The sequence below is a fragment of the Bacillus taeanensis genome, from assembly GCF_003318295.1.
Taxonomy (GTDB): domain Bacteria; phylum Bacillota; class Bacilli; order Bacillales; family UBA6769; genus Maribacillus; species Maribacillus taeanensis.
This window is the reverse complement of record NZ_QOCW01000023.1, coordinates 1-19,994: the sequence shown is the minus strand read 5'-3', so window position 1 is coordinate 19,994 and position 19,994 is coordinate 1. Positions and strand designations below refer to the sequence as shown.

Annotated in this window: 18 protein-coding genes and 2 pseudogenes; 19 read left to right on the top strand and 1 reads right to left on the bottom strand. The window is 36.3% G+C overall.

Annotation, left to right across the window (positions count from 1 at the left end; all coding sequences use genetic code 11):
• Positions 1–188 precede the first annotated feature (188 nt).
• The 8 genes and pseudogenes from hxlA to DS031_RS23810 all read left to right on the top strand — a co-directional run bounded on the left by hxlA (position 189) and on the right by DS031_RS23810 (position 6,436).
• The gene (gene hxlA, locus DS031_RS17675; protein ID WP_113807387.1) at positions 189–836 is read left to right on the top strand and encodes a 3-hexulose-6-phosphate synthase; all 648 of its coding nucleotides are present in this window, start codon (positions 189–191) and stop codon (positions 834–836) included.
• Entirely contained in the window at positions 833–1,390 is a 558-nt protein-coding gene (gene hxlB / locus DS031_RS17670) for a 6-phospho-3-hexuloisomerase (protein ID WP_113807386.1), read from the top strand. Before hxlA ends, hxlB begins: the two co-directional genes overlap by 4 nt.
• Before the next feature lie 87 nt (positions 1,391–1,477).
• A pseudogene (locus DS031_RS17665) lies at positions 1,478–1,696 on the top strand (SDR family NAD(P)-dependent oxidoreductase); the annotation flags it as partial.
• 525 nt (positions 1,697–2,221) lie between these two features.
• Complete coding sequence (locus tag DS031_RS17660; protein ID WP_113807384.1) at positions 2,222–3,436, top strand: Gfo/Idh/MocA family protein; 1,215 nt, start codon at positions 2,222–2,224, stop codon at positions 3,434–3,436.
• Positions 3,437–3,450: 14 nt separating this feature from the next.
• Entirely contained in the window at positions 3,451–4,458 is a 1,008-nt protein-coding gene (locus tag DS031_RS17655) for a LacI family DNA-binding transcriptional regulator (RefSeq protein WP_113807383.1), read from the top strand.
• Positions 4,459–4,504: 46 nt separating this feature from the next.
• The gene (locus DS031_RS17650; protein ID WP_113807382.1) at positions 4,505–5,425 is read left to right on the top strand and encodes an aldo/keto reductase; all 921 of its coding nucleotides are present in this window, start codon (positions 4,505–4,507) and stop codon (positions 5,423–5,425) included.
• A gap of 55 nt (positions 5,426–5,480) precedes the next feature.
• Positions 5,481–6,182: an SDR family oxidoreductase gene (locus DS031_RS17645; protein WP_181833221.1), complete on the top strand. Its 702-nt coding sequence runs from the start codon at positions 5,481–5,483 to the stop codon at positions 6,180–6,182.
• A gap of 92 nt (positions 6,183–6,274) precedes the next feature.
• A complete protein-coding gene (locus DS031_RS23810; protein ID WP_181833220.1) occupies positions 6,275–6,436 on the top strand; it encodes a hypothetical protein in 162 nt (53 codons plus the stop codon).
• A gap of 116 nt (positions 6,437–6,552) precedes the next feature.
• On the opposite strand, the gene DS031_RS17640 is transcribed toward DS031_RS23810, so the two are convergent.
• On the bottom strand, positions 6,553–7,659 hold the full coding sequence (locus DS031_RS17640; RefSeq protein WP_113807380.1) for a CdaR family transcriptional regulator: 1,107 nt from the start codon (positions 7,657–7,659) through the stop codon (positions 6,553–6,555).
• Positions 7,660–7,823: 164 nt separating this feature from the next.
• On the opposite strand from DS031_RS17640, the gene DS031_RS17635 reads away from it, so the two are divergent.
• The 11 genes and pseudogenes from DS031_RS17635 to DS031_RS17580 all read left to right on the top strand — a co-directional run bounded on the left by DS031_RS17635 (position 7,824) and on the right by DS031_RS17580 (position 19,700).
• The gene (locus DS031_RS17635) at positions 7,824–8,978 is read left to right on the top strand and encodes a glycerate kinase family protein (protein WP_113807379.1); all 1,155 of its coding nucleotides are present in this window, start codon (positions 7,824–7,826) and stop codon (positions 8,976–8,978) included.
• 27 nt (positions 8,979–9,005) lie between these two features.
• Positions 9,006–10,346 (top strand): GntP family permease, encoded by a 1,341-nt coding sequence (locus DS031_RS17630; protein WP_113807378.1) that lies wholly within the window; start codon positions 9,006–9,008, stop codon positions 10,344–10,346.
• 207 nt (positions 10,347–10,553) lie between these two features.
• Positions 10,554–10,723: pseudogene (locus DS031_RS24280) on the top strand (IS6 family transposase); the annotation flags it as partial.
• Between the two features lie 486 nt (positions 10,724–11,209).
• Positions 11,210–12,232: a LacI family DNA-binding transcriptional regulator gene (locus DS031_RS17615; RefSeq protein WP_342767264.1), complete on the top strand. Its 1,023-nt coding sequence runs from the start codon at positions 11,210–11,212 to the stop codon at positions 12,230–12,232.
• Between the two features lie 130 nt (positions 12,233–12,362).
• Positions 12,363–13,388 (top strand): substrate-binding domain-containing protein, encoded by a 1,026-nt coding sequence (locus tag DS031_RS17610; protein ID WP_113807376.1) that lies wholly within the window; start codon positions 12,363–12,365, stop codon positions 13,386–13,388.
• Positions 13,389–13,453: 65 nt separating this feature from the next.
• Positions 13,454–14,947, top strand: a complete 1,494-nt coding sequence (locus DS031_RS17605) for a sugar ABC transporter ATP-binding protein (protein ID WP_113807375.1) — start codon at positions 13,454–13,456, stop codon at positions 14,945–14,947.
• A 3-nt stretch (positions 14,948–14,950) separates the two neighbouring features.
• Complete coding sequence (locus DS031_RS17600) at positions 14,951–15,979, top strand: ABC transporter permease (RefSeq protein WP_245947519.1); 1,029 nt, start codon at positions 14,951–14,953, stop codon at positions 15,977–15,979.
• A 52-nt stretch (positions 15,980–16,031) separates the two neighbouring features.
• A complete protein-coding gene (locus DS031_RS17595; RefSeq protein WP_113807442.1) occupies positions 16,032–17,033 on the top strand; it encodes a dihydroxyacetone kinase subunit DhaK in 1,002 nt (333 codons plus the stop codon).
• A gap of 31 nt (positions 17,034–17,064) precedes the next feature.
• Positions 17,065–17,712, top strand: a complete 648-nt coding sequence (gene dhaL, locus DS031_RS17590; RefSeq protein WP_113807374.1) for a dihydroxyacetone kinase subunit DhaL — start codon at positions 17,065–17,067, stop codon at positions 17,710–17,712.
• A 182-nt stretch (positions 17,713–17,894) separates the two neighbouring features.
• Positions 17,895–18,854: a class II fructose-bisphosphatase gene (gene glpX / locus DS031_RS17585; protein WP_113807373.1), complete on the top strand. Its 960-nt coding sequence runs from the start codon at positions 17,895–17,897 to the stop codon at positions 18,852–18,854.
• A gap of 243 nt (positions 18,855–19,097) precedes the next feature.
• Positions 19,098–19,700 carry a MerR family transcriptional regulator gene (locus DS031_RS17580; protein ID WP_113807372.1) on the top strand — a complete coding sequence of 201 codons (603 nt, stop codon included), beginning with the start codon at positions 19,098–19,100 and terminating at the stop codon, positions 19,698–19,700.
• Positions 19,701–19,994 lie beyond the last annotated feature (294 nt).

Genomic DNA, 19,994 nt, shown 5'->3' with positions numbered 1-19,994 from the left:
TACTTTTTAACACTATGTAAAAATAAAGTGCGTACTTCCATAAGGTTATTGTAGAGATTATACTAACAACTGTAGCAGTTTTTTTAAAAAAATTTAGTAATTGCTGCGGGAAATATAAGCTGCACAACTAAGCATATTATCTACTTACTATGCAGCAAAATAAAAAAACAATTAGGAGTGAAACATAGATGAAATTACAATTAGCATTAGATTTAGTAAATATCCCTGAGGCGATTGAATTAGTAAAAGAAGTTGAGGAGCACATTGATATCGTAGAAATCGGTACACCAGTTGTGATTAATGAAGGTCTTCGTGCTGTAAAAGAAATGAAGAAAGCATTCCCTAACTTAAACGTATTAGCAGATTTAAAAATTATGGATGCTGCTGGATATGAAGTAATAAAAGCTTCTGAAGCAGGTGCTGATATTGTAACAATTCTTGGAGCAGCTGAAGACATGTCAATCAAAGGTGCTGTTGAAGAAGCAAAAAAACAAGGCAAAAAGATCCTCGTTGATATGATTGCTGTAAAAGACCTTGCTGCACGCGCTAAAGAAGTTGACGCAATGGGAGTAGACTATATTTGCGTGCATACTGGATACGACCTTCAAGCAGTTGGAAAAAACTCTTTTGAAGATTTACAAACTATTAAAAGTGTTGTAAAACATGCGAAAACTGCAATCGCAGGCGGCATTAAATTAGAAACACTGCCAGAAGTGATTAAAGCTCAACCAGACCTTGTTATTGTCGGCGGCGGTATTACTGGACAAGAAAATAAAAAAGCTGCTGCAAAAGAAATGAAAACAATGATTAATGAGTCGAAGTTCGTGCAAAAATGAATACAATCCACTATTTAGAGGAAATCATAAAAGAGTTAAGCTATTCAGTGGATTTGATCGTTGATGAAGAAGCTGAAAAGCTAGTTAATGAAATTCTTACATCAAAAAAGGTCTTTGTAGCTGGTGCTGGCAGATCTGGATTTATGGCAAAATCATTTGCGATGCGAATGATGCATATGGGGATTGATTCGTATGTAACAGGTGAAACGGTAACCCCAAACTTTGAAAAAGATGATATACTCATCATCGGATCAGGGTCTGGTGAAACAAAAAGTTTAGTTTCCCTAGCTGAAAAAGCAAAAAGCATTGGCGGTAAAGTTGCAGCGGTCACGCTCTCGTCAGAGTCTACGATAGGAAAATTAGCAGATCTCACAATTAAACTGCCTGGATCACCGAAAGATCAGTCTGAAGGCGACTATAAAACGATACAACCAATGGGCTCATTATTTGAGCAAACGCTGTTGCTTTTTTATGATGCAATCATCTTAAGATTCATGGAGAAAAAGGGAATAGATACTACGAAAATGTATGGTAGACATTCAAACCTTGAATAGACTCTAAAAAATATTTAACAAATAGGACAAATCGCTCTTTATTAATAAGGAGCGATTTGTTTTTCAATTTTTACGAGGAGTGATAACATGGCTTCAATAAACGGAAAAACGACTTTAATAACTGGGGCAGGAAGAGGAATTGGACGTGTTACTGCAATTGCTTTAGCAACAGAAGGCGTGAATGTCGGATTAGTTGGATTAACTATGTCTAATCTTGAAAAAGTTTCGGCTGAACTAGAGTAATTTAATGTAAAAATTTCAGCAGCGGAGGCGGATGTAGCTGACGTTGATGTCGTTCATCATGCTAATAATGGATTTGTTTTTTAAAATATATAAAATGACTGGATAAATAATTTAAATATGGTTTCAAACTTTGCAATCAAAGGGTAATCTTGATCCATTTTATTTTAATCACATTTTGATGATTAGAACTTAATTAAGACGTGTCCACGTTATTATACTAATTCTAATGCTAATGCAGAGGTTGACCTATTCAATCAAATATGAATGGGTGTAAAAATTTTCTGTTGACTGAGTCAGCTTAAGCTTGCTTTTTCCTCAGAAATAACATCTTTTTCATAAACAGAAGGATGTAAGATATTAAGTGTTTTTATTTCATATAGAGAAAGTTTATTGTGTAGTGTCACTCTCCAATAGTTATTAAAAGTCTTTATTCATTGAATAATCGAAGGATCGGCCTCTTGTAATAATAGATAATTATTAGCTGAATGTTTTGTAAAATTTTAAAAATAATTCATTAGGGTAAGAGATGTGATTTTAGCAGGGAACAGCAAGGTCTTATTGTTGACATAAATTAGTAAGTGTATTAATATGGTTTCGTGGGATCGATCCCATGAAACCGTATTAATACGTGTGGAAGCTATTTTAGTTAAATATATGATGGGAGTGAATATGGTGAATTTAGCGTTTATTGGGTGTGGAAATATTTCTGTGGATCATTTACAAGGATTATTTGAATTAAAACAATTAGGAAGAAACCCCTTTGAATTAACTGCAGTTTGCGATATTCAAAGAGAAAGGGCAGAGAATTTTTCAAAAGAAGTAGAAAGTAGATTTGGCACTATCCCTAGGATTTACACAGACTATCGAGAGATGTTAGAGAAAGAAGAGCTGACTGCTGTATCGGTTTTACTTAGTCACGACTTACATCATACGATTACAGAAGATTGCTTTGCTGCAGGTGTTCATGTTCAGATGCAAAAGCCGTTAGCGATTTCACCATCATTTGGACGAAAAATGCTTGCGGATGCTGAAAAATACAACCGGGTTTTAACGGTATCGGAGCCGATTGTCCTTGGAGCAGAAGCAGTAGCCGTTGCGCGTGCAGTAAAAGATGGTTTAATTGGACCAGTACATTTGACGATCGACTATGCGGCAACAACAGAAGTAACAGAACGAGGATTTTTTGGTGGAACCCCTTGGCGTCATATGAAAGGAAAGGCGGGGGCAGGTTGGATCAATGATCATGGTGTCCATCATGCGCACATGTTTACAGAAATCAATGGTTCCATTAAAGAAATTTTTGCTTATACAGAAATCTTTGAAAAAGAATTAACGGATGGAAAGGTAACAATTCAGCCAACAGGAGAAGATACAGCTGTAACTGTATTTCGATTTGAAAACGGTGGGTTAGGACACTGGATGTGTGCATCTGCAGTTCATGGTGAACGAACAAATGGCACATGGTTTTATGGTGGGAAAGGATGCCTTCGTCCAGGTAAACACGTTTCGTTAGACGGTGGTAAAGTAATAACAATGAGAGAGCTTGTAGAAAAATATGCTCAGGACGTTGTAGAAAATCCATTTGCTCATTCCTATGTGGAATTAGCAGAAGCTATTATGGATGGAAAAAAGCCTATTTCAAGTGCAGAAAAAGGATTGGAAGCGTTATCTGTTGTTTTCGCGGCACTTGAGTCAGCAACAATCGGTCAACCTGTTAAAGTACAAGACATTTTAGATGGTAAAAAACATACCTATGAAGACACAGTCATCAAAGAAATGGAGGCTTTAAAGGCCCGATTGTAACAGGAGTGAAAATAATGGCAACGATTTTAGACGTCGCAAAAAAAGCTGGTGTATCTAGATCAACGGTTTCAAGGGTGCTTACTAATAGTAAACGAGTAGACCCTGAAACAAAACAAAGAATTTTAGCAGCTATGAAAGAGCTTGGTTATAAGCCTAGTCGTGCTGCACAGACACTTCGAAACAATAAAACAAAGCTTATTGCTGTGTTAGTACCACGTATATCCAATAATTATTATGCTGCGCTTCTGCAGGGAATGGAGCGTGAAGTGGCTGGACATGATTATCAAGTGATCTTGTGCAATACAGAAAATGATTCTAAAAAAGAACTTCAATATCTTAAAATGCTTGAAAACAATCAAGTAGATGGAATTGTATTAACTACATTTCGAAATCCTAACGAAACAGTAAAAAAGTTTGCAGCGTTTGGGCCCATTATTCTAGTAGGAGAATATCATGATGGAAATTTATTTTTTTCTGTCAGCGTGAACCATCAAGAAGCCGCCTATCAAGCTGTTGAACATTTAATTAAGCTTGGTCATAAGAAGATAGGAATGATCAATGGTCCTAAAGAATCGGTTATTTCTAGGGATCGTGAGAAAGGTTTTCGCGAAGCATTAGAGTTTTATGACATACCAGTTAATGAAAAATGGGTTTTATTTGATTCTTTTGGGATTCAACAAGGGAAACGTTATATGAAAGAGTTACTAAATACGAATGATTATCCAACAGCTGTTTTTGCAGGAAATGATGAACTAGCGGTTGGGGTTATTCAAGAAGCAAAAAAACAGGGGCTTGAGGTTCCGAAAGATTTAGCGGTTGTGGGTTTTGATGATCAAGAAATGGCAACCGTTATTGAACCTAATTTAACGACAGTTAAGCAGCCAATTGAACAGTTAGGAGAAAAAGCTGCAGCGCTCATCATTGATATTTTGCAAGAAAAACAAGAAGTCTCAAAACGAACAGTACTTGAAACAACATTACTTATAAGAGAATCATGCGGTATGAAGGAGAATAAGAATTAATTTTACTTTTCGATAATCGACCATTTTTTGAGAGGAGAGGTATATTATGAAGTATCGTAAGCTTGGAAGAACGAATTTAAACATATCCGTGATTGGGGTAGGGACGTGGCAGTTTGGTGGTGAATGGGGAAAGGAATTTACCCAAAAAGAAGTTGATGAGATTTTAGAAAGAGCGAAAGAATTAGGTATCAATCTTATTGATACAGCAGAATGCTATGGAGATCATTTATCAGAATCACTAATTGGGAATTATATTCAGAAGAATAGAGAGGATTGGATTGTAGGAACGAAATTTGGTCACCATTTTCATGGTCATCTAGAACGAACAGATCATTGGACACCGAAAGAAGTATTAAAACAGTTAGACGATTCGTTGAAAGCGCTTCGTACAGATTATGTTGATCTATATCAATTTCATTCCGGTAGTGATGAGGTGTTTAACAACGACGAATTGTGGACAGTACTCGATAAACAAGTGCAAGCAGGAAAAATTCGTCATCTAGGAATTTCTATTGGCAGTAATGACAACATTCATCAAACAGATTTAGCATCACAGGTGAATGCGGATGTCATTCAAGCTGTCTATAATCGGTTGGATCATATCCCTGAAGAGCGAGTCTTCCCATCATGTGAGCGTCAAAACCTCGGTGTTCTTGTCCGTGTACCACTTGCAAGCGGGTATTTAAGTGGTAAATATAAACCAGGTACAGTCTTTGGAAAAAATGATGTTCGTTATAATCAGGATCAGAAGGAACTAGCAGAAAAGCTCCAGCTTGTAGAAGAGATTCAACGTCAAGAAGTACCAGAAGGCGTTAATATGGCACAATGGGCCCTTGCTTGGTGCTTGCAGCACCCTGCCGTAACAAGTGTCATTCCAGGATGTAAAAATGTTGAACAGGTGGAGTTAAATGCAAAGGCTGCCGATTTAGAAATGATAAGCAGTGATCATCCACAAACAGTGAGATGATAAAAAATAAAAGATTTTGTTAGTCAGTGTTCTAAATAAAAAAGAGGTGATAGTAGTGGAGAGGAAAGTCGCGATTATTACTGGGGCAAGTGACGGACTTGGTAAAGGAACAGCTAAAGTTTTTGCCCATAACGGATGGAATGTTGTCATTGCTGCCCGTACGAAAGAAAATCTTGAAAAAGTAGCAAGTGAATTGCAGGATGCAGAAGGAGATGTACTTGCAGTTGCAACAGATGTTTCTGATCATGAACAAGTACAGTATTTAGTTGAACAAACGATTGAAACATTTGGAAAAGTGGATGTTCTTATTAATAGTGCCGGCATCGATTACCCAGGTTCAATAGAAGAATTAACAGCAGAACAATGGAATAAAGTGATTGGTGTTAATTTAAATGGGGTGTTTTATACATCAAAAGCTGTGTTTCCGCATATGAAGCAGCAGAATTCAGGATATATCATCAATATTTCTTCAGTGGCAGGAAGAAAAGGATGGCCGAATGCGACAGCATATTGTGCTTCAAAATTTGCCTTAACAGGATTTACACAAGCGTTAAATGGAGAAGGAAAGCCGCACAATATTCGTTGTTCTGTTATTTATCCTGGTGGAATGGATACGAATTGGCATGCAGAACGAAATTTGGAATTTTTAGATCCAGAAGATTGTGGGCAATTTCTCCTCCACATGGTTACACAGGATCCTCGCTTTGTTGTAAATGAAGCTGTCATATCACCTGTTGTGGAACGAGTCTATCCTTGATGATTACATAAAAGAGGGGATCATCCCTCTCTTTTTTTATGAACTATTTGCTGATAATGACCTTCAATACAATGTAGTAAGGAGAACAAAGTATGATTCAACCACAATCTATTCATATTTTACGAACTCTTCTATTTTTCTTTCATTCTACCGCTATTATAATTGTTAGTTTCCTACCAATCTTTTTAAAAGAAAAAGAACTCTCAGCATCGGATATTGGTTGGATATTAGCGATTGGACGATTTCAACCTTAGCACCAATTGACTTTGCTTTTGTCGCCATATTGTTTAGTATGAATGTTTCAGTTTCTATGGCGAAACTCTCGGAAAAGCCTTAGCGAAATGCTTAATTCATGGAGACGTCATAATATCTAATGGGTTTCTGTCTTGCTCATCTGGTGGATCCATATCGCCAGTTGCAGGGCTACAGCATCTTCGAATACTTGTGGATCATATCCTGTATCCTCCTTAATCTTTTTGATTCGATAAATGAAAGTATTACGATGAATATACAGTTTATTCGCACTTTCTCCAATGTTTAGGTTGTTGGAAAAAAAAGCTTCTAATGTCTCAATCATCTTATCGGGTACATGGTTTAATAAACGGTTGATAAATTTATGCTTGGCATGTTTGTCGAGCGTACCTATAAGGGCTCTTATTTCAATCTCTTCATAAGAAATAAGCTTCTGGTCCAAATCTCCCCCAATCAATAATGCGCATTTTGACTCTTCGAGGGAATTATGGATATTTCCTTGCTCTAATACGGGTGTTCCAAGTCCTATACGGAAAGGGATGCTTTTACTTTTCAGAACAGCTTGCATTTCTTCCAATCTCCGTTTTAATCCCGTTTCTGTTTTTCCTGAAAATAGAATAAACAGCCGATTAACACTAAAAAAACCAATTAGTGAGTCTTTCCAGCCAAGGATTTCTTCCAGCATTTTAATGAGGTTCAATTTTTCAACTCGGGTTTCGCCAATCTCCAATAATCCTACTTGGTATGGGGGTTGTAAATGGATACCCAGTAGATTCAGTCTTTGTTGAATGACTTCTTGGTTTGGTTTCGGTTGAATTATACTTTCAAAAACAAGCTCTTTCATTCTCTGTTTTGATTCTAGTCTGGAAGCCAAAAAAGATTGACTTATCATCATTTCCGTAATCATTTTGACAAGTTCGCCAAACTCCATAATTTCTTCTGGTTCCCCAGTTATACCAATTACACCAATTATTTGGTTTTGGAATTCAATTGGGAGGTTAATTCCTGGTAATGATTTTTCCCATTGATGAAGATTGTTCTCTCTTAGGATTATCGTTTTTCCGGTACGAAGCACTTCCAAAGCCCCTTCATGCAGCTGTTCAACACGGTCAGGATCCCCTGAAGCAATAATTTTCCCCATATGATCCATAATATTGATATTTCTGTTTAACCGCATCATTGTTTCCTTTACTATCTCAATCGCAATTTCTTTTGTAAGCATCATTTCAACCGTCCTTAAAAAATAAAATGGTAAGTATATGTATATAGTAAACAAAAATAATGAAAAATTATACAAGTTTTTTATATACTGTAAACGATGATTTTCTGCTGTTCTCTGAGTATAATTTAAGTACAAGTATGTAAGCGCTTTAAATAGGGGTGGGTATTATGAAAATTGTGATTGCACCTGATTCATTTAAGGGGAGTTTGTCCGCTTGGCAAGCTTCAGTCGCTATTGAACAAGGGATCAAAAAAGTGCTACCGAAAGCGGATACGCATTTGATACCGGTTGGAGATGGTGGAGAAGGAACAATGAATAGCTTGGTTTTGGCGACCAGCGGAAAAAAGGTTGAATTTTCAGTGACTGGACCTCTACATGCACCGGTAAAAGCAGAGTACGGAATTTTAGGTGACCAGAAAACGTGTGTTATTGAGATGGCCAGTGCTTCTGGGTTATGTCTAATTCCATCTGAGCAGAGGGATCCAATGATCACAACAACATACGGGACTGGTGAACTGATTAAAAAAGCACTAGATGATGGGTGTAGGAGAATTATTTTAGCTGTTGGGGGAAGTGCGACGAATGATGGTGGAATCGGTATGCTTCAGGCGCTTGGAATGAAGCTGTTGGATGCAGAAGGAAATCCAGTCGGACTTGGAGCGCGTGAACTCCAGCGTATTGCTGAGATAAATGATTGTGATTTTGATCCGCGTGTTTCCGATACCAAATTTGTGATCGCATCTGATGTTCAGAATCCATTAATTGGTCCCCATGGTTCATCATATGTGTTTGGTCCGCAAAAAGGGGCTACTCCAGAGACAGTGGAAATCTTGGACACATACTTGACAGGCTGGGCTAATCTTGTCGAATCAAAAACAGGAGTGCGTCTACACGACAAACCGGGAGCTGGTGCAGCTGGTGGAATAGGCGGGGCATTTCAGGCCTTTTTCCCTGCGGTGACAAGACGTGGTATTGATATTGTGATCGAGTATACGAAACTTGGGGAAAGGCTGGCTGGAGCTGATCTTGTTTTTACAGGAGAAGGTCAAATCGATTTTCAAACAGCTTCTGGAAAAACACCGATGGGTGTGGCACAGGAGGCACAGAAGTACGGAATTCCTGTTTTTGTTCTAGCAGGTTCTATTGGGAAAGGGATTGACACACTCTATCAATATGGTATCAACAGTATACACAGTATTGTAAGCGCTCCAATTTCATTGCAGGAAGCGATGGAGAAGGGAGCTGAACTGCTTACGTCTAGTGCTGAGCAAGTATTGCGTGCGTATTTGGCTTCTGTTAGTCCGGTAGAGACAAAGAAATAGTAAGATTAATGACTAGGGGGGAATGTAATGTTATTTGCTATTTTAATAGTAGGTGTTGTTCTAGTAGTAGTGGCAACAGCAAAATTGAAGCTTCATCCATTCTTATCACTTTTGTTAGGTGCATTTTTTATCGGAATTGCATCAGGAATGCCGCTAGATAAGGTTGTTGAAAATGTAAACAATGGTTTTGGCGGATTAATGGGGTATATCGGTATAGTCATTGTTGCTGGTACCATTATTGGTACAATTCTTGAAAAGTCTGGAGCAGCGCTTCGTATGGCTGAAGTTGTCCTACGGGTTGTTGGTCCAAAAAGGCCACAACTTGCAATGTCTTTAATCGGCTATATTGTTTCGATTCCGGTTTTTTGTGATTCTGCTTTCGTGATTCTGTCAAGTTTGAAAAAAGCATTAGCTAAGCGTGCAAAGGTTGCAGTTGCTTCCATGTCAGTAGCACTTGCGACAGGATTATATGCGACGCATACCTTGGTTCCTCCAACACCCGGGCCGATTGCTGCAGCGGGAAATATTGGGGCTAGTGATTTCCTAGGAACGATCATTTTAATTGGCCTCTTCGTTGCTATTCCTGCTGTAATCGTTGGGTATCTTTGGGCAACGAAAGTAGGGGCTAAAATTGAAGTTGAAGAAGACGGCGAAGAACTAAATTATGATGAAATCATAAAATCATTCGGTGAAATGCCTTCTGCCTTCAAATCCTTTTTCCCGATTGTCTTCCCGATTGTGTTAATCGCAGTTGGCTCTTTCGTGAAATTCATGGGTATGGAAGGGGGAATTGGAAAAATTTTCATTTTCCTAGGATCTCCTGTTGTTGCTTTAATTATCGGTATTTTTGCGTCTTTTGCTCTTCTTCCAAAGTTTGATGAGGAAACATTAACAGGCTGGATCGGTAAGGGTATAGCGGATTCAGCGCCTATTTTATTAATTACAGGTGCAGGTGGTGCATTTGGTGGAGTCATTAAAAACACGTCGATTGCAGACATAATTCAAGGCTGGGCAACGGGAGATTTGTTTACTGGTGTGATGTTCCTCCTTGTTCCATTCATCATTGCAGCAGCCCTAAAAACGGCTCAAGGTTCTTCTACAGCAGCACTCGTTATTACGTCTTCTCTTATTGCACCAATGCTACCAGCTATGGGTATTGAAGGAGCAGTTCCTCTAGCATTAGTCGTAATGGCTGTTGGAGCTGGTGCAATGACGGTAAGTCATGTAAATGATAGTTTCTTCTGGGTTATTACGGAATTTAGTGGAATGAAAGTAACAGATGCTTATAAAGCACAAACAGCAGCAACACTTTTACAAGGTATAACCACGATCATTGTGACAATGTTCTTATGGATAATACTAGTCTGATAGAATAAGAAGGTTGATCCGATAATAGGAGATCAACCTTCTCATTGAATATATACAACTATCGTAGTATATAATAGAGGAGGCTTGGCATTCCTTATACGGTCGAAGAAGCATTTAATTAAGGGCTTACATTATTATGGAATTACCGATAACATCGAGGTCGTTCGCAGGTGGCTACTTCAGGGGAAATTAAAGGGAATACCGCCTAAAAAGCGTATTCGAACGATGCTTGGTTTAAAATCCTTTCAGAATGCCAAACGGATTATTGCGGGGGTTGAAGTTATGCACATGATCAAAAAAGGACAAACGTTCCAAGGAGGAAGTCTGTCCAAAATCAAGTGAATTGTATCCATGAACTGTTTGGATTAACAGCATAAATTAGTATTTCGTTAGGAATCCTATTAGTTTTTTCAAGTTCACATTATGTTTGCACCAGAACCCTTGAATTTACTTTACAATTAATACAGTTGAATTGAATATAAAAACAGGTATTACATAATAGAACGCGTACATTTTTGAATCTGAAAAATAGTAAAATTAACAGATTAAATATTTTTTGAAAATTAAGAAAATAATGTTGATATTTTTTATTTAATGTAGTATATTCTAACAAAGGAAACATATTCCTTATGGAATGAAACGTTTCATTAAGTTTTTAATTATTAATCAAAGACTTTTTTAAAGAATATTTATGAAAACGCTTTAAATAATAGGGTTAACTTCAAATAAAATGATTCATGTATCGGTATAATATTTGTTTAGTAACAAATATATTTTCATTTCAACAAGAATGAAACGTTTCATTAGGAATTATAACATCAATTTTAAAATAAATTTTTTTGAAAATAGAATGAAACGTTTCACTGAGGGGTGATCTTATTAATACAACAATAAAAGATGTAGCAAAGGCAGCAGGTGTATCAGTAGGGACAGTATCAAAAGTAATTAATAAATCAGGATATGTAAGTGATCAAATTAGAGAACGTGTTTTATTAGCAATTTCTTTATTAAACTACAAACCAAATGGTATTGCTAGAAGTTTAAAAAACTCCAAAACAAACATTATAGGAGTAATTCTTCCTGATACGGAAGAAATTTATTTAATGAAAATTATGAAGTCCATTGAACGGGTAACTTCAATGATGGGATATAAAATTATTTTTTGTTTCAACCATTATGATTCAAAACGTGAAGTCCCTACATTGCAGTGGTTAATTGAAAAAAGGGTAGACGGCATTATCATGTATCCTACAGGTAATAATCTTGACGATGTAGAAATACCAACTTCAATTCCAGTGGTATTAATAGAGAGAAAAATTGAAGGAGCTAATTTTGATATAGTGATGCATGAAAACAAAGATACTGCTACCCAACTTGTCCAACATTTATACGATAAAGGTCATCGTAAACTCTTTTTTATACATGGTTCTTCTGCTAATTCGATAGAAGAAGAGCGTTTAAATGGTATAAAGCTGGCAATCACTTCCCTTGGTCTTGATCGTAGTAAGCAAACTTTATTAGAACTAAATAATAGATGGGATATTAATAAAATAACAGAAAAAATAGCTGGTTTTTTACAGGTGAAAAAACCAGAAGGTATTTTTGCAACTAATCCCAACTTCTTGGCCGGTGCAGTTAGAGCCGCATGGCAACTGGGATTACAAATATCAGAAGACATAGATATTATTGGTTTTGGAGAGGTTGATCCGTTTGATATATTCCGACCTAAAGTTACTATAGCTAAGGAAAATCCGGATAAAATAGGACAAGTTGCAGTAGATGTTCTTTTTAGTAAAATTAAAAAACAATTCCAAAATGAACCTAGGAAATATATCATTCAACCTGAAATTATAATTGGTAATTCGAGTAATAAGTTAACTATTTAATAGACTACATGTTCATGATGTTTATGAAATTTGAGGAGGTGATTGTCAGACGTTTCATTGTTTAACTGTTAAGATCGCTTCATTTCTTCATTCATATGTAAACATTCAGTAAATTGGGGGGATTTTCAAAATGAAAAAAATTTTACTATCTGTCATGATGTTAGCTTTAGTTATGTTTGCTGCTGCATGTAGTTCCAGTGAAGAAACGTCAAGTAGTAATACAAATGATAATGGCTCTTCTTCGGATGATGGAAAGATCAAGATTGGTTTATCTAATTCAACGCAGAACATTGACTTCTTTGTGGCATTAAACCAAGGTGTTGAACAAGGTGCTGAACAGAATGGATTTGAACTAATTAGTGCTAATGCAAATAATGATACCGCAAAACAAATTGCAGATATCGAAGATTTAATTCAACAAGGTGTTCGTGCTATATTGGTAAACCCTCAAGATGCTGAAGCGATTGTTCCGGCTATTGAGAAGGCTAATGAAGCTAATATTCCTGTAATAGCATTAGATAGAGGATCTAGTGCCGGTGAATTGCTGTCATTTCTAGAGACAGACAATGTGGAAATGGGACGTAAGTCAGCAGATTTTATTGCTGAAAAGTTAAAGGAACGTTACGGCGAATATAAAGGAAAAGTAGTTGAACTTCAAGGTTTACAAGGTACAACGGCTGCTAGAGATCGTGGACAAGGATTTAATGAACAAATGGAATCAAAGTATCCTAATATTGAAATTATTGCTCGTCAACCAGCAGATTTTAATCAAGAAAAAGCGCTGAATGTAATGACAAATATATTGCAAGCACATGGTGAAATTGATGCAGTATTTGGGCATAACGATGACAATTCTGTAGGTGCTGCCAATGCAATTGAACAGGCTGGAAGATTTAAGCCAATTGATGATAAGGAGCACATTATAATTATTGGAATTGATGGTAATCGCCAAGCAATTCAAGCAATTGAAAACGGTAGAATAGATGCTACGATCTCACAAATTCCTATTAAAATGGGTGAGATGGGTGTAGATTATGTGAAACAATACTTAAATGGTGAAGAGGTAGAGGATCATACTTATACGAGAAACTTTCTTGTAACAAAGGAAAATATCGATACTGAAGAACTATGGGCTAAAGAATTAAAAGCTAAATAATTTATTTGTAAATTGAAAGGGGATGTAACTTATCCCCTTCTCAAACCATATAGGGGGTGATCTAAATGTCAAACGCTTTATTATCTATGAAAAATATATCGAAAGAGTTTCCAGGTGTAAAAGCTTTAGATTCTGTCAATTTTGAAATTCATAGTGGCGAAATAATAGGTCTTTTAGGAGAGAACGGTGCAGGAAAATCAACACTTATGAAGGTGCTTAGTGGAATCTATACACCTGATCAAGGGGAAATTTGGTTTGAAGGAAATAAAATAGTATTAACTAGCACGAAAGATTCACAAAATGTTGGCATTAGTATCATTCATCAGGAACTTAATCTTTTACCTTATTTAACAGTTGCTGAAAATATATTTATACATTCTTTGCCACGTAAAGGGATAAATCTTGATAGGAAAAAATTGTTTCATGATGCTGAAATATTACTTCAAGATCTAGGATTCGATATTAATCCAAGGGCAATTGTTGAAGATTTAAGTGTTGCTTCACAGCAATTAGTTGAAATTGCTAAATCTTTATCTTTTAATTCAAAAATTCTTATTATGGATGAACCAACTTCTGCAATTACAGAAAATGAAACTGAGAAACTATTTGAAATTATTCGATCACTAAAGAAAAAAGGAATAGCTATCATTTATATTTCACACCGTATGGAAGAGATTTATGAAATTTGTGATCGTGTTGTTGTTCTTCGAGATGGTCAAAATGCAGGACAAGGCGCAGCTGATAAACTTACTCCAGCTGATATTGTGAAAATGCTAGTTGGAAGAGAACTCACACAAGTTTATCCTGAAAGAATTGGAGAAAATAGTGAAGACGTAATTTTAGAAGTGAAGAATTTAACAGTAAAAGATCATATAGAAAATGTTTCTTTTAAGCTTCACAAAGGGGAAATATTGGGGTTTTCAGGATTAATGGGAGCAGGCAGAACGGAGGTAATGCAAACAATTTTTGGTTATCGAAAAAAAGATAAAGGTGAAATTTTCGTACATGGAAAAACAGTAAATATTCAATCAACAAGAGACGCAATTAAATTAAAGATTGGTTTTGTACCAGAGGACCGAAGGTATGAAGGAATGATTAGCGGTTTTTCAGTGGCTCAAAATATTTCCATTGTTACATTAAAAGATATTGTTGGGTTTTTAAAAAATATTCGCTTTAAAAAGGAAAATGAAATCGCTAACAATTACATTCGGAAATTGGAAATTAAAGCACCAAATTCAAAAGTTGATTTGTCAAATTTAAGTGGTGGAAATCAACAAAAAGCCATTATTGGGAAATGGTTAGAAACGAAGCCAGAAATTTTAATATTAGACGAGCCGACAAGAGGAATTGATATCCGAGCAAAAAAAGAAATCTATAAAATTATTAATGAATTAGCGACAAGTGGTACTTCAATTATTATTGTCTCTTCTGAGCTACCAGAGGTTTTAGGTTTAAGTGACCGTGTGATTGTTATGGCACATGGGAAAATTACGGGGGACTTTAAGAAAGAAGAAGCAACTTCTGAAAAAATTATGATTGCTTCAACGAAAGGAGTGTGACGGATGGAAAGAAAAAAAGAGGCGCATATTTATACTGATCAGGTCGAAGTCGTAAGTGAACGATCAGTTGGGAGAAATTTAAGTGGAATGAGTGTTGGAAAAAGTGCATTACAAGCTTTGTTAAAAAACAAAGTATTACTAGCATTGGTTATTGTTTGTGCGATTTTATCACTTACAACAGAACGTTTTTTAGATATTGAGAATATTAAAAATATCTTTCTTCAAAGTGCGATCATGGGTGTAGTTGCAATTGGTATGACTTACGTTATTATTACAGCAGGAATTGATCTTGGGGTAGGTTCGGTGTTGGGACTTTCAAGTGTTATTGTAGCGGGATTGGTAAGCAATGGTTTTCCGTTAGTAATTGTTTTATTAGCTGGTGTAGTAATAGGGGCACTAAGTGGTGGGATTAACGGATTTTTTATTACAAAATTTAAAATGGCTCCTTTTATTGTCACTTTGGGTATGATGGCGGCAGCAAGATCAGTTGCACTAGTCTATACAGATGCGCAAACAATTTCTATTTATGATAATGCGTTTTTCAAATTCTTACGTACAGGTGAAGTTATTGGTATTCCGATAATGATAATAATTCCGATTATTGTTTTTATTATTGGTCACTATGTTTTACAATATACACTCTTTGGGAGACAAGTGTATGCAATTGGAAACAACAAGAAAGCAGCTGAATTATCTGGTATTAATGTCAAGCGTATTGAAATGATGGTATATATCATTGCGGGTCTTTTATCGGGAATCGCTGGCATTCTGATGACTGCTAGGCTAGGATCAGGTTCACCATTAGCCGGAACAAATTTAGAGTTAATGGCGATTGCTGCTGTTGTTATCGGTGGCTCAAGTTTAATGGGTGGACGTGGAACTATCTTTGGTACGGTGATTGGCGTACTTTTAATTAATGTAATTAATACAGGAATGAATTTAATGAATATTTCTGCTCATTATCAGGGACTGATTATGGGGGCTGTTATTCTTTTAGCAGCGTTAATTGATTCTTATGGAAACAAGAAATAAAAATATTTAATTAGTACTAGGAGGAGATTTTATGTCAGAACAAACTTATACAATGAAAAAAATTATGAACAATCCGGAAAATGTTGTTGATGAAATGCTTGAAGGGTTACTTTTAGCACATTCAAACAAGCTTAAGAGTATTCGTAAAGATAACCGGTCACTTATTCGCGTTGATGCACCTGTTAAGGATAAAGTTGGTATTGTTACTGGAGGAGGATCAGGCCATTTACCTTTGTTTCTAGGGTATGTTGGGAAGGGAATGCTTGATGGGGTTGCAGTAGGAGATATCTTTCAATCTCCTAGTTCTCAACAAATGCTTGATGTAATTCGTGCTGTTAATAGTGGTAAAGGGGTATTAAATTTATTTGGTAATTATGGTGGAGATGTGATGAATTTTGATATGGCTTCGGAATTAGCCGATATGGAAGGGATACAAGTAGAAAGTGTTGTTTCAACTGATGATGTCGCTTCGATGCCTAAAGGACAGGAAGAGAAACGTCGCGGTGTTGCAGGAATGTTTTATATGTATAAATTAGCAGGGGCAAAAGCTGAAACTGGTGCGAGTTTAGAAGAAGTAAAAAGGATTGCTGAAAAAGCAAATAAGTCCATTCGAACAATGGGTGTTGCATTATCACCTTGTACATTACCTGCTGTTGGTCGTCCGACATTTCATATAGAAGAAGGTAAAATGGAGATTGGTATGGGTATTCATGGGGAGCCTGGGGTCAAGACAGGAGAATTAGAATCGGCTGATTCAATTGCTGAAACACTTGTAAATTCTATTTTAGCAGATATGCCAGTTTCTGCAGGTAATGATGTTTCTGTTTTAATAAATGGATTAGGTGCAACACCACTTGAAGAATTATACATCGTGTATCGAAAAGTTCACAAACTCTTAGAAGAAAAAGGGATTCATGTATACAGCCGTTATATTGGTGAATTTGCAACTTCTTTAGAAATGGTAGGACTTTCAGTCTCTATTTTAAAGTTGGATGATGAACTTCAAGAATTACTTGATGCGCCATTTGATACGCCATTTTTTTCTCAAAATTAAATAAAAAATTATTATATAGGAGTGGTTGTCAATGAAAACGGTGTTAACGATTGATGATATTAAAAACATACTTTCAAAAATTAGTGAAATCATGGATGAAAATAAAGATTATTTATGTAAGTTGGACGGTGCTTTGGGGGATGGTGATATAGGGCTAACGATGTCTAAAGGGTTTAAAGCAATAAAAAATCATTTGCCAAATGTACCTGAGGAAGATATTGGCGTATTACTTATGCAAAGTGGATTAGAAATGGCAAATGCTGCTGCTTCCACAATGGGAACATTGGTTGCAACTGCGCTTATGAGATCTGGTAAAATATCACAAGGTAAAACAGAGCTAACACTTGAAGATTTATCAACTGCTGTAAAGGCAATGGTCGATGGTATTAGAGAACGAGGAAAAGCTGAAGTAGGTGATAAAACAATACTTGATTCTCTCCATCCGGCATATGCAGCTATTGAAAATGCAAATAAAAATGGAAGTTCTTTAGAGGAAGCGATTACAGAAGCTTATAAAGCAGCTGAAGAAGGAATGACTAATACTAAACAAATGCAATCACAACATGGAAGAGCTGGACGTTATTTAGAGAAATCCATTGGGCATCAAGATCCTGGTGCAACTGTCGGTGCATTGTTTTTTAGAGGATTTTCAGATTATATCAATACATTAGTAAAGTAAAAGTTAATAATTATTTTATTATTTAATATTTGTCAACCCTTGTTAGATTACACGACGGATAAAGGAGTAATTAATTGATTGGTTAGAGAAAATCTCCATGATCAATTTCCTTATTAATATCCTTAAAGTAAAGTCAACAAGGGTTTTCTTTATTAGTTATTTTGAAAAAGGGAGAGGTTATTATGGATCATTTGCTATTTGATTTTTTAAGTGTTACAGAATATGCAGCCGTTGCGTCAATGCCATGGGTTGGACGGGGACAGAAAAATGAGGCAGATGCTGCAGCTACTACGGCGATGCGTTCAAGGTTAAATGCTCTTGATATAAATGCTGTTGTTGTTATAGGAGAAGGAGAATTAGATGAAGCTCCAATGTTATATATTGGTGAAGAGGTCGGGACGAAAAATGGTCCTAAATTAGATATAGCAGTGGATCCATTAGATGGAACAAATTTAATTGCAAGTGGTCAGGGGAATTCCATATCAGTTATTGCAGCTGCGTCTAGAGGAAGTCTTTTACATGCACCTGATATGTATATGAAAAAAATTGCAGTAGGAAGGAATGCAGCCGGAAAAATCAATATAGATGCTCCTCTTTTAGAAAATATGAAAATTGTGGCAGAAGCTAACGGGAAAAAAGTTTCAGACCTTACAGTAATGGTTCAAGATAGAGAAAGACATAAAAAAATCATCAAGGAAGTACAGGAAGCAGGTGCTCGTATTTGTTTATTTAGTGATGTTGACGTAACTTGTGCAATTGCGACTGCGATAGAAGGAACCGGAATTGATATGTTTGTAGGAATTGGAGGGGCACCTGAAGGTGTTGTTTCTGCAGTGGCTTTAAAGTGTCTAGGAGGAGAACTTCAAGGACAACTGTTGCCAAATAATGATGATGAATATAATAGATGTTTGAAAATGGGAATTTCCAATCCAGAAGTTTCATTAAAAATGGACGATCTTGTAAAGTCTAACCAGTGTTTCTTTTCAGCAACTGGTATAACAGAAGGGGCATTACTTAGAGGGGTCAGAAATAAAAATAAGGATAAAGTGAGTACACACTCTTTATTTACGTACGGAAATGCTGGACGTGCCTATTTTATAGAATCAACTCATGATAAGGTGGAACTAGCAGAGAAAGTATAGTTAAGCAATAATATGACCTCTTTTAATATAATGGATAATGGAAAAAAGAAATGATTAATCGGTTCTAATCTTTACTGGGATTAATGAAAAGAAAAATTGAATTCATGAGTTAAACAAAATGGTTATTATGTTAATCTGATTTATTATGCCAGCTTGTGCTGGCATTTTTCATTGGACATATACTACTAAAGTAGTATAATGGATATATACAACATTCGTAGTATTAAAGAAAGGAGAAGAGCGATGCCTTATACGGTTGAGGAAGCTTTTCAAGTCTTACAGCGTTATGGAATTACCGATAACATTGAGGTTATTCGCAGGTGGCTGCGCCAAGGCAGGTTAAAAGGAATCCCTCCTAAAAAGCGTCGCGATGGTTGGCGTATTGAAGAAGAGGATCTGCGTTCATTTTTGATTTCAAAAGCTCCAGGATTGATAGATGTCATTCATGCTGCAGGGAACTCAAATGATTTATATACAATAAAAGTAGTAAATGAGAAAGTAGATGAAAAAGCCTTGGAAGAGGCCAAAGAAGAAGCCCGTGCTCAACTGTGGTGGGAGCTTGTTCAAAAATTTATTTTTGAGGACTATGTGGAGATTGGAAAACAAACGGTGACCGACCTGTTGAAGGCGCGAAGGTATGACCGGCTTTACCAGAAAAAAATCCTTGATCAATTTTTTCAAGACGTTGAAAAAGGTCGGAAAAAGCGTGTGTATTATTTACACGGATACTTCCCCTATAAAGGCCAGCGTTTAGCACTCCATGAGGATTACAGTTTGATTGAGGAGAAAGTCGCTGCACGTATGATCGAAGTTATTCAACAGGACCTTCGAAACGGTATGAGATAATATACAACAATGATAGTATATAGAGTTTCATCTTAATGTTGGGATGAGTTTAACAAAAAGGCTACTTTGTTAAACTTATCAATTCCATCAGAAAGCATCCAAACACTTATCAAAACAAGGGTTTAGCTTTTTAATATTCCGAAATATAATTTTTAATTTAACATTTTGAACCTGATTGTTTTGTTTAGTTTGACATATTGAATGATGAATAACAAACAGCCTCCACTTTACATGGAGGCTGTTTGTCCGATAAAAGGAGAATTTTAAAATTGTTTGATGGATCTCCAATTAGTC

Excerpts from the sequence above, each read along its gene's own strand:
- hxlB (WP_113807386.1), top strand. The coding sequence starts at position 833 with ATGAATACAATCCACTATTTAGAGGAAATCATAAAAGAGTTAAGCTAT.
- glpX (WP_113807373.1), top strand. The coding sequence starts at position 17,895 with ATGGATCATTTGCTATTTGATTTTTTAAGTGTTACAGAATATGCAGCC.
- DS031_RS17610 (WP_113807376.1), top strand. The coding sequence starts at position 12,363 with ATGAAAAAAATTTTACTATCTGTCATGATGTTAGCTTTAGTTATGTTT.
- hxlA (WP_113807387.1), top strand. The coding sequence starts at position 189 with ATGAAATTACAATTAGCATTAGATTTAGTAAATATCCCTGAGGCGATT.
- DS031_RS17650 (WP_113807382.1), top strand. The coding sequence starts at position 4,505 with ATGAAGTATCGTAAGCTTGGAAGAACGAATTTAAACATATCCGTGATT.
- DS031_RS17595 (WP_113807442.1), top strand. The coding sequence starts at position 16,032 with ATGAAAAAAATTATGAACAATCCGGAAAATGTTGTTGATGAAATGCTT.
- DS031_RS23810 (WP_181833220.1), top strand. The coding sequence starts at position 6,275 with ATGATTCAACCACAATCTATTCATATTTTACGAACTCTTCTATTTTTC.
- DS031_RS17635 (WP_113807379.1), top strand. The coding sequence starts at position 7,824 with ATGAAAATTGTGATTGCACCTGATTCATTTAAGGGGAGTTTGTCCGCT.
- DS031_RS17655 (WP_113807383.1), top strand. The coding sequence starts at position 3,451 with ATGGCAACGATTTTAGACGTCGCAAAAAAAGCTGGTGTATCTAGATCA.
- DS031_RS17630 (WP_113807378.1), top strand. The coding sequence starts at position 9,006 with ATGTTATTTGCTATTTTAATAGTAGGTGTTGTTCTAGTAGTAGTGGCA.
- DS031_RS17600 (WP_245947519.1), top strand. The coding sequence starts at position 14,951 with ATGGAAAGAAAAAAAGAGGCGCATATTTATACTGATCAGGTCGAAGTC.
- DS031_RS17640 (WP_113807380.1), bottom strand. The coding sequence starts at position 7,659 with ATGATGCTTACAAAAGAAATTGCGATTGAGATAGTAAAGGAAACAATG.
- DS031_RS17580 (WP_113807372.1), top strand. The coding sequence starts at position 19,098 with ATGCCTTATACGGTTGAGGAAGCTTTTCAAGTCTTACAGCGTTATGGA.
- DS031_RS17660 (WP_113807384.1), top strand. The coding sequence starts at position 2,222 with ATGGTTTCGTGGGATCGATCCCATGAAACCGTATTAATACGTGTGGAA.
- DS031_RS17605 (WP_113807375.1), top strand. The coding sequence starts at position 13,454 with ATGTCAAACGCTTTATTATCTATGAAAAATATATCGAAAGAGTTTCCA.
- dhaL (WP_113807374.1), top strand. The coding sequence starts at position 17,065 with ATGAAAACGGTGTTAACGATTGATGATATTAAAAACATACTTTCAAAA.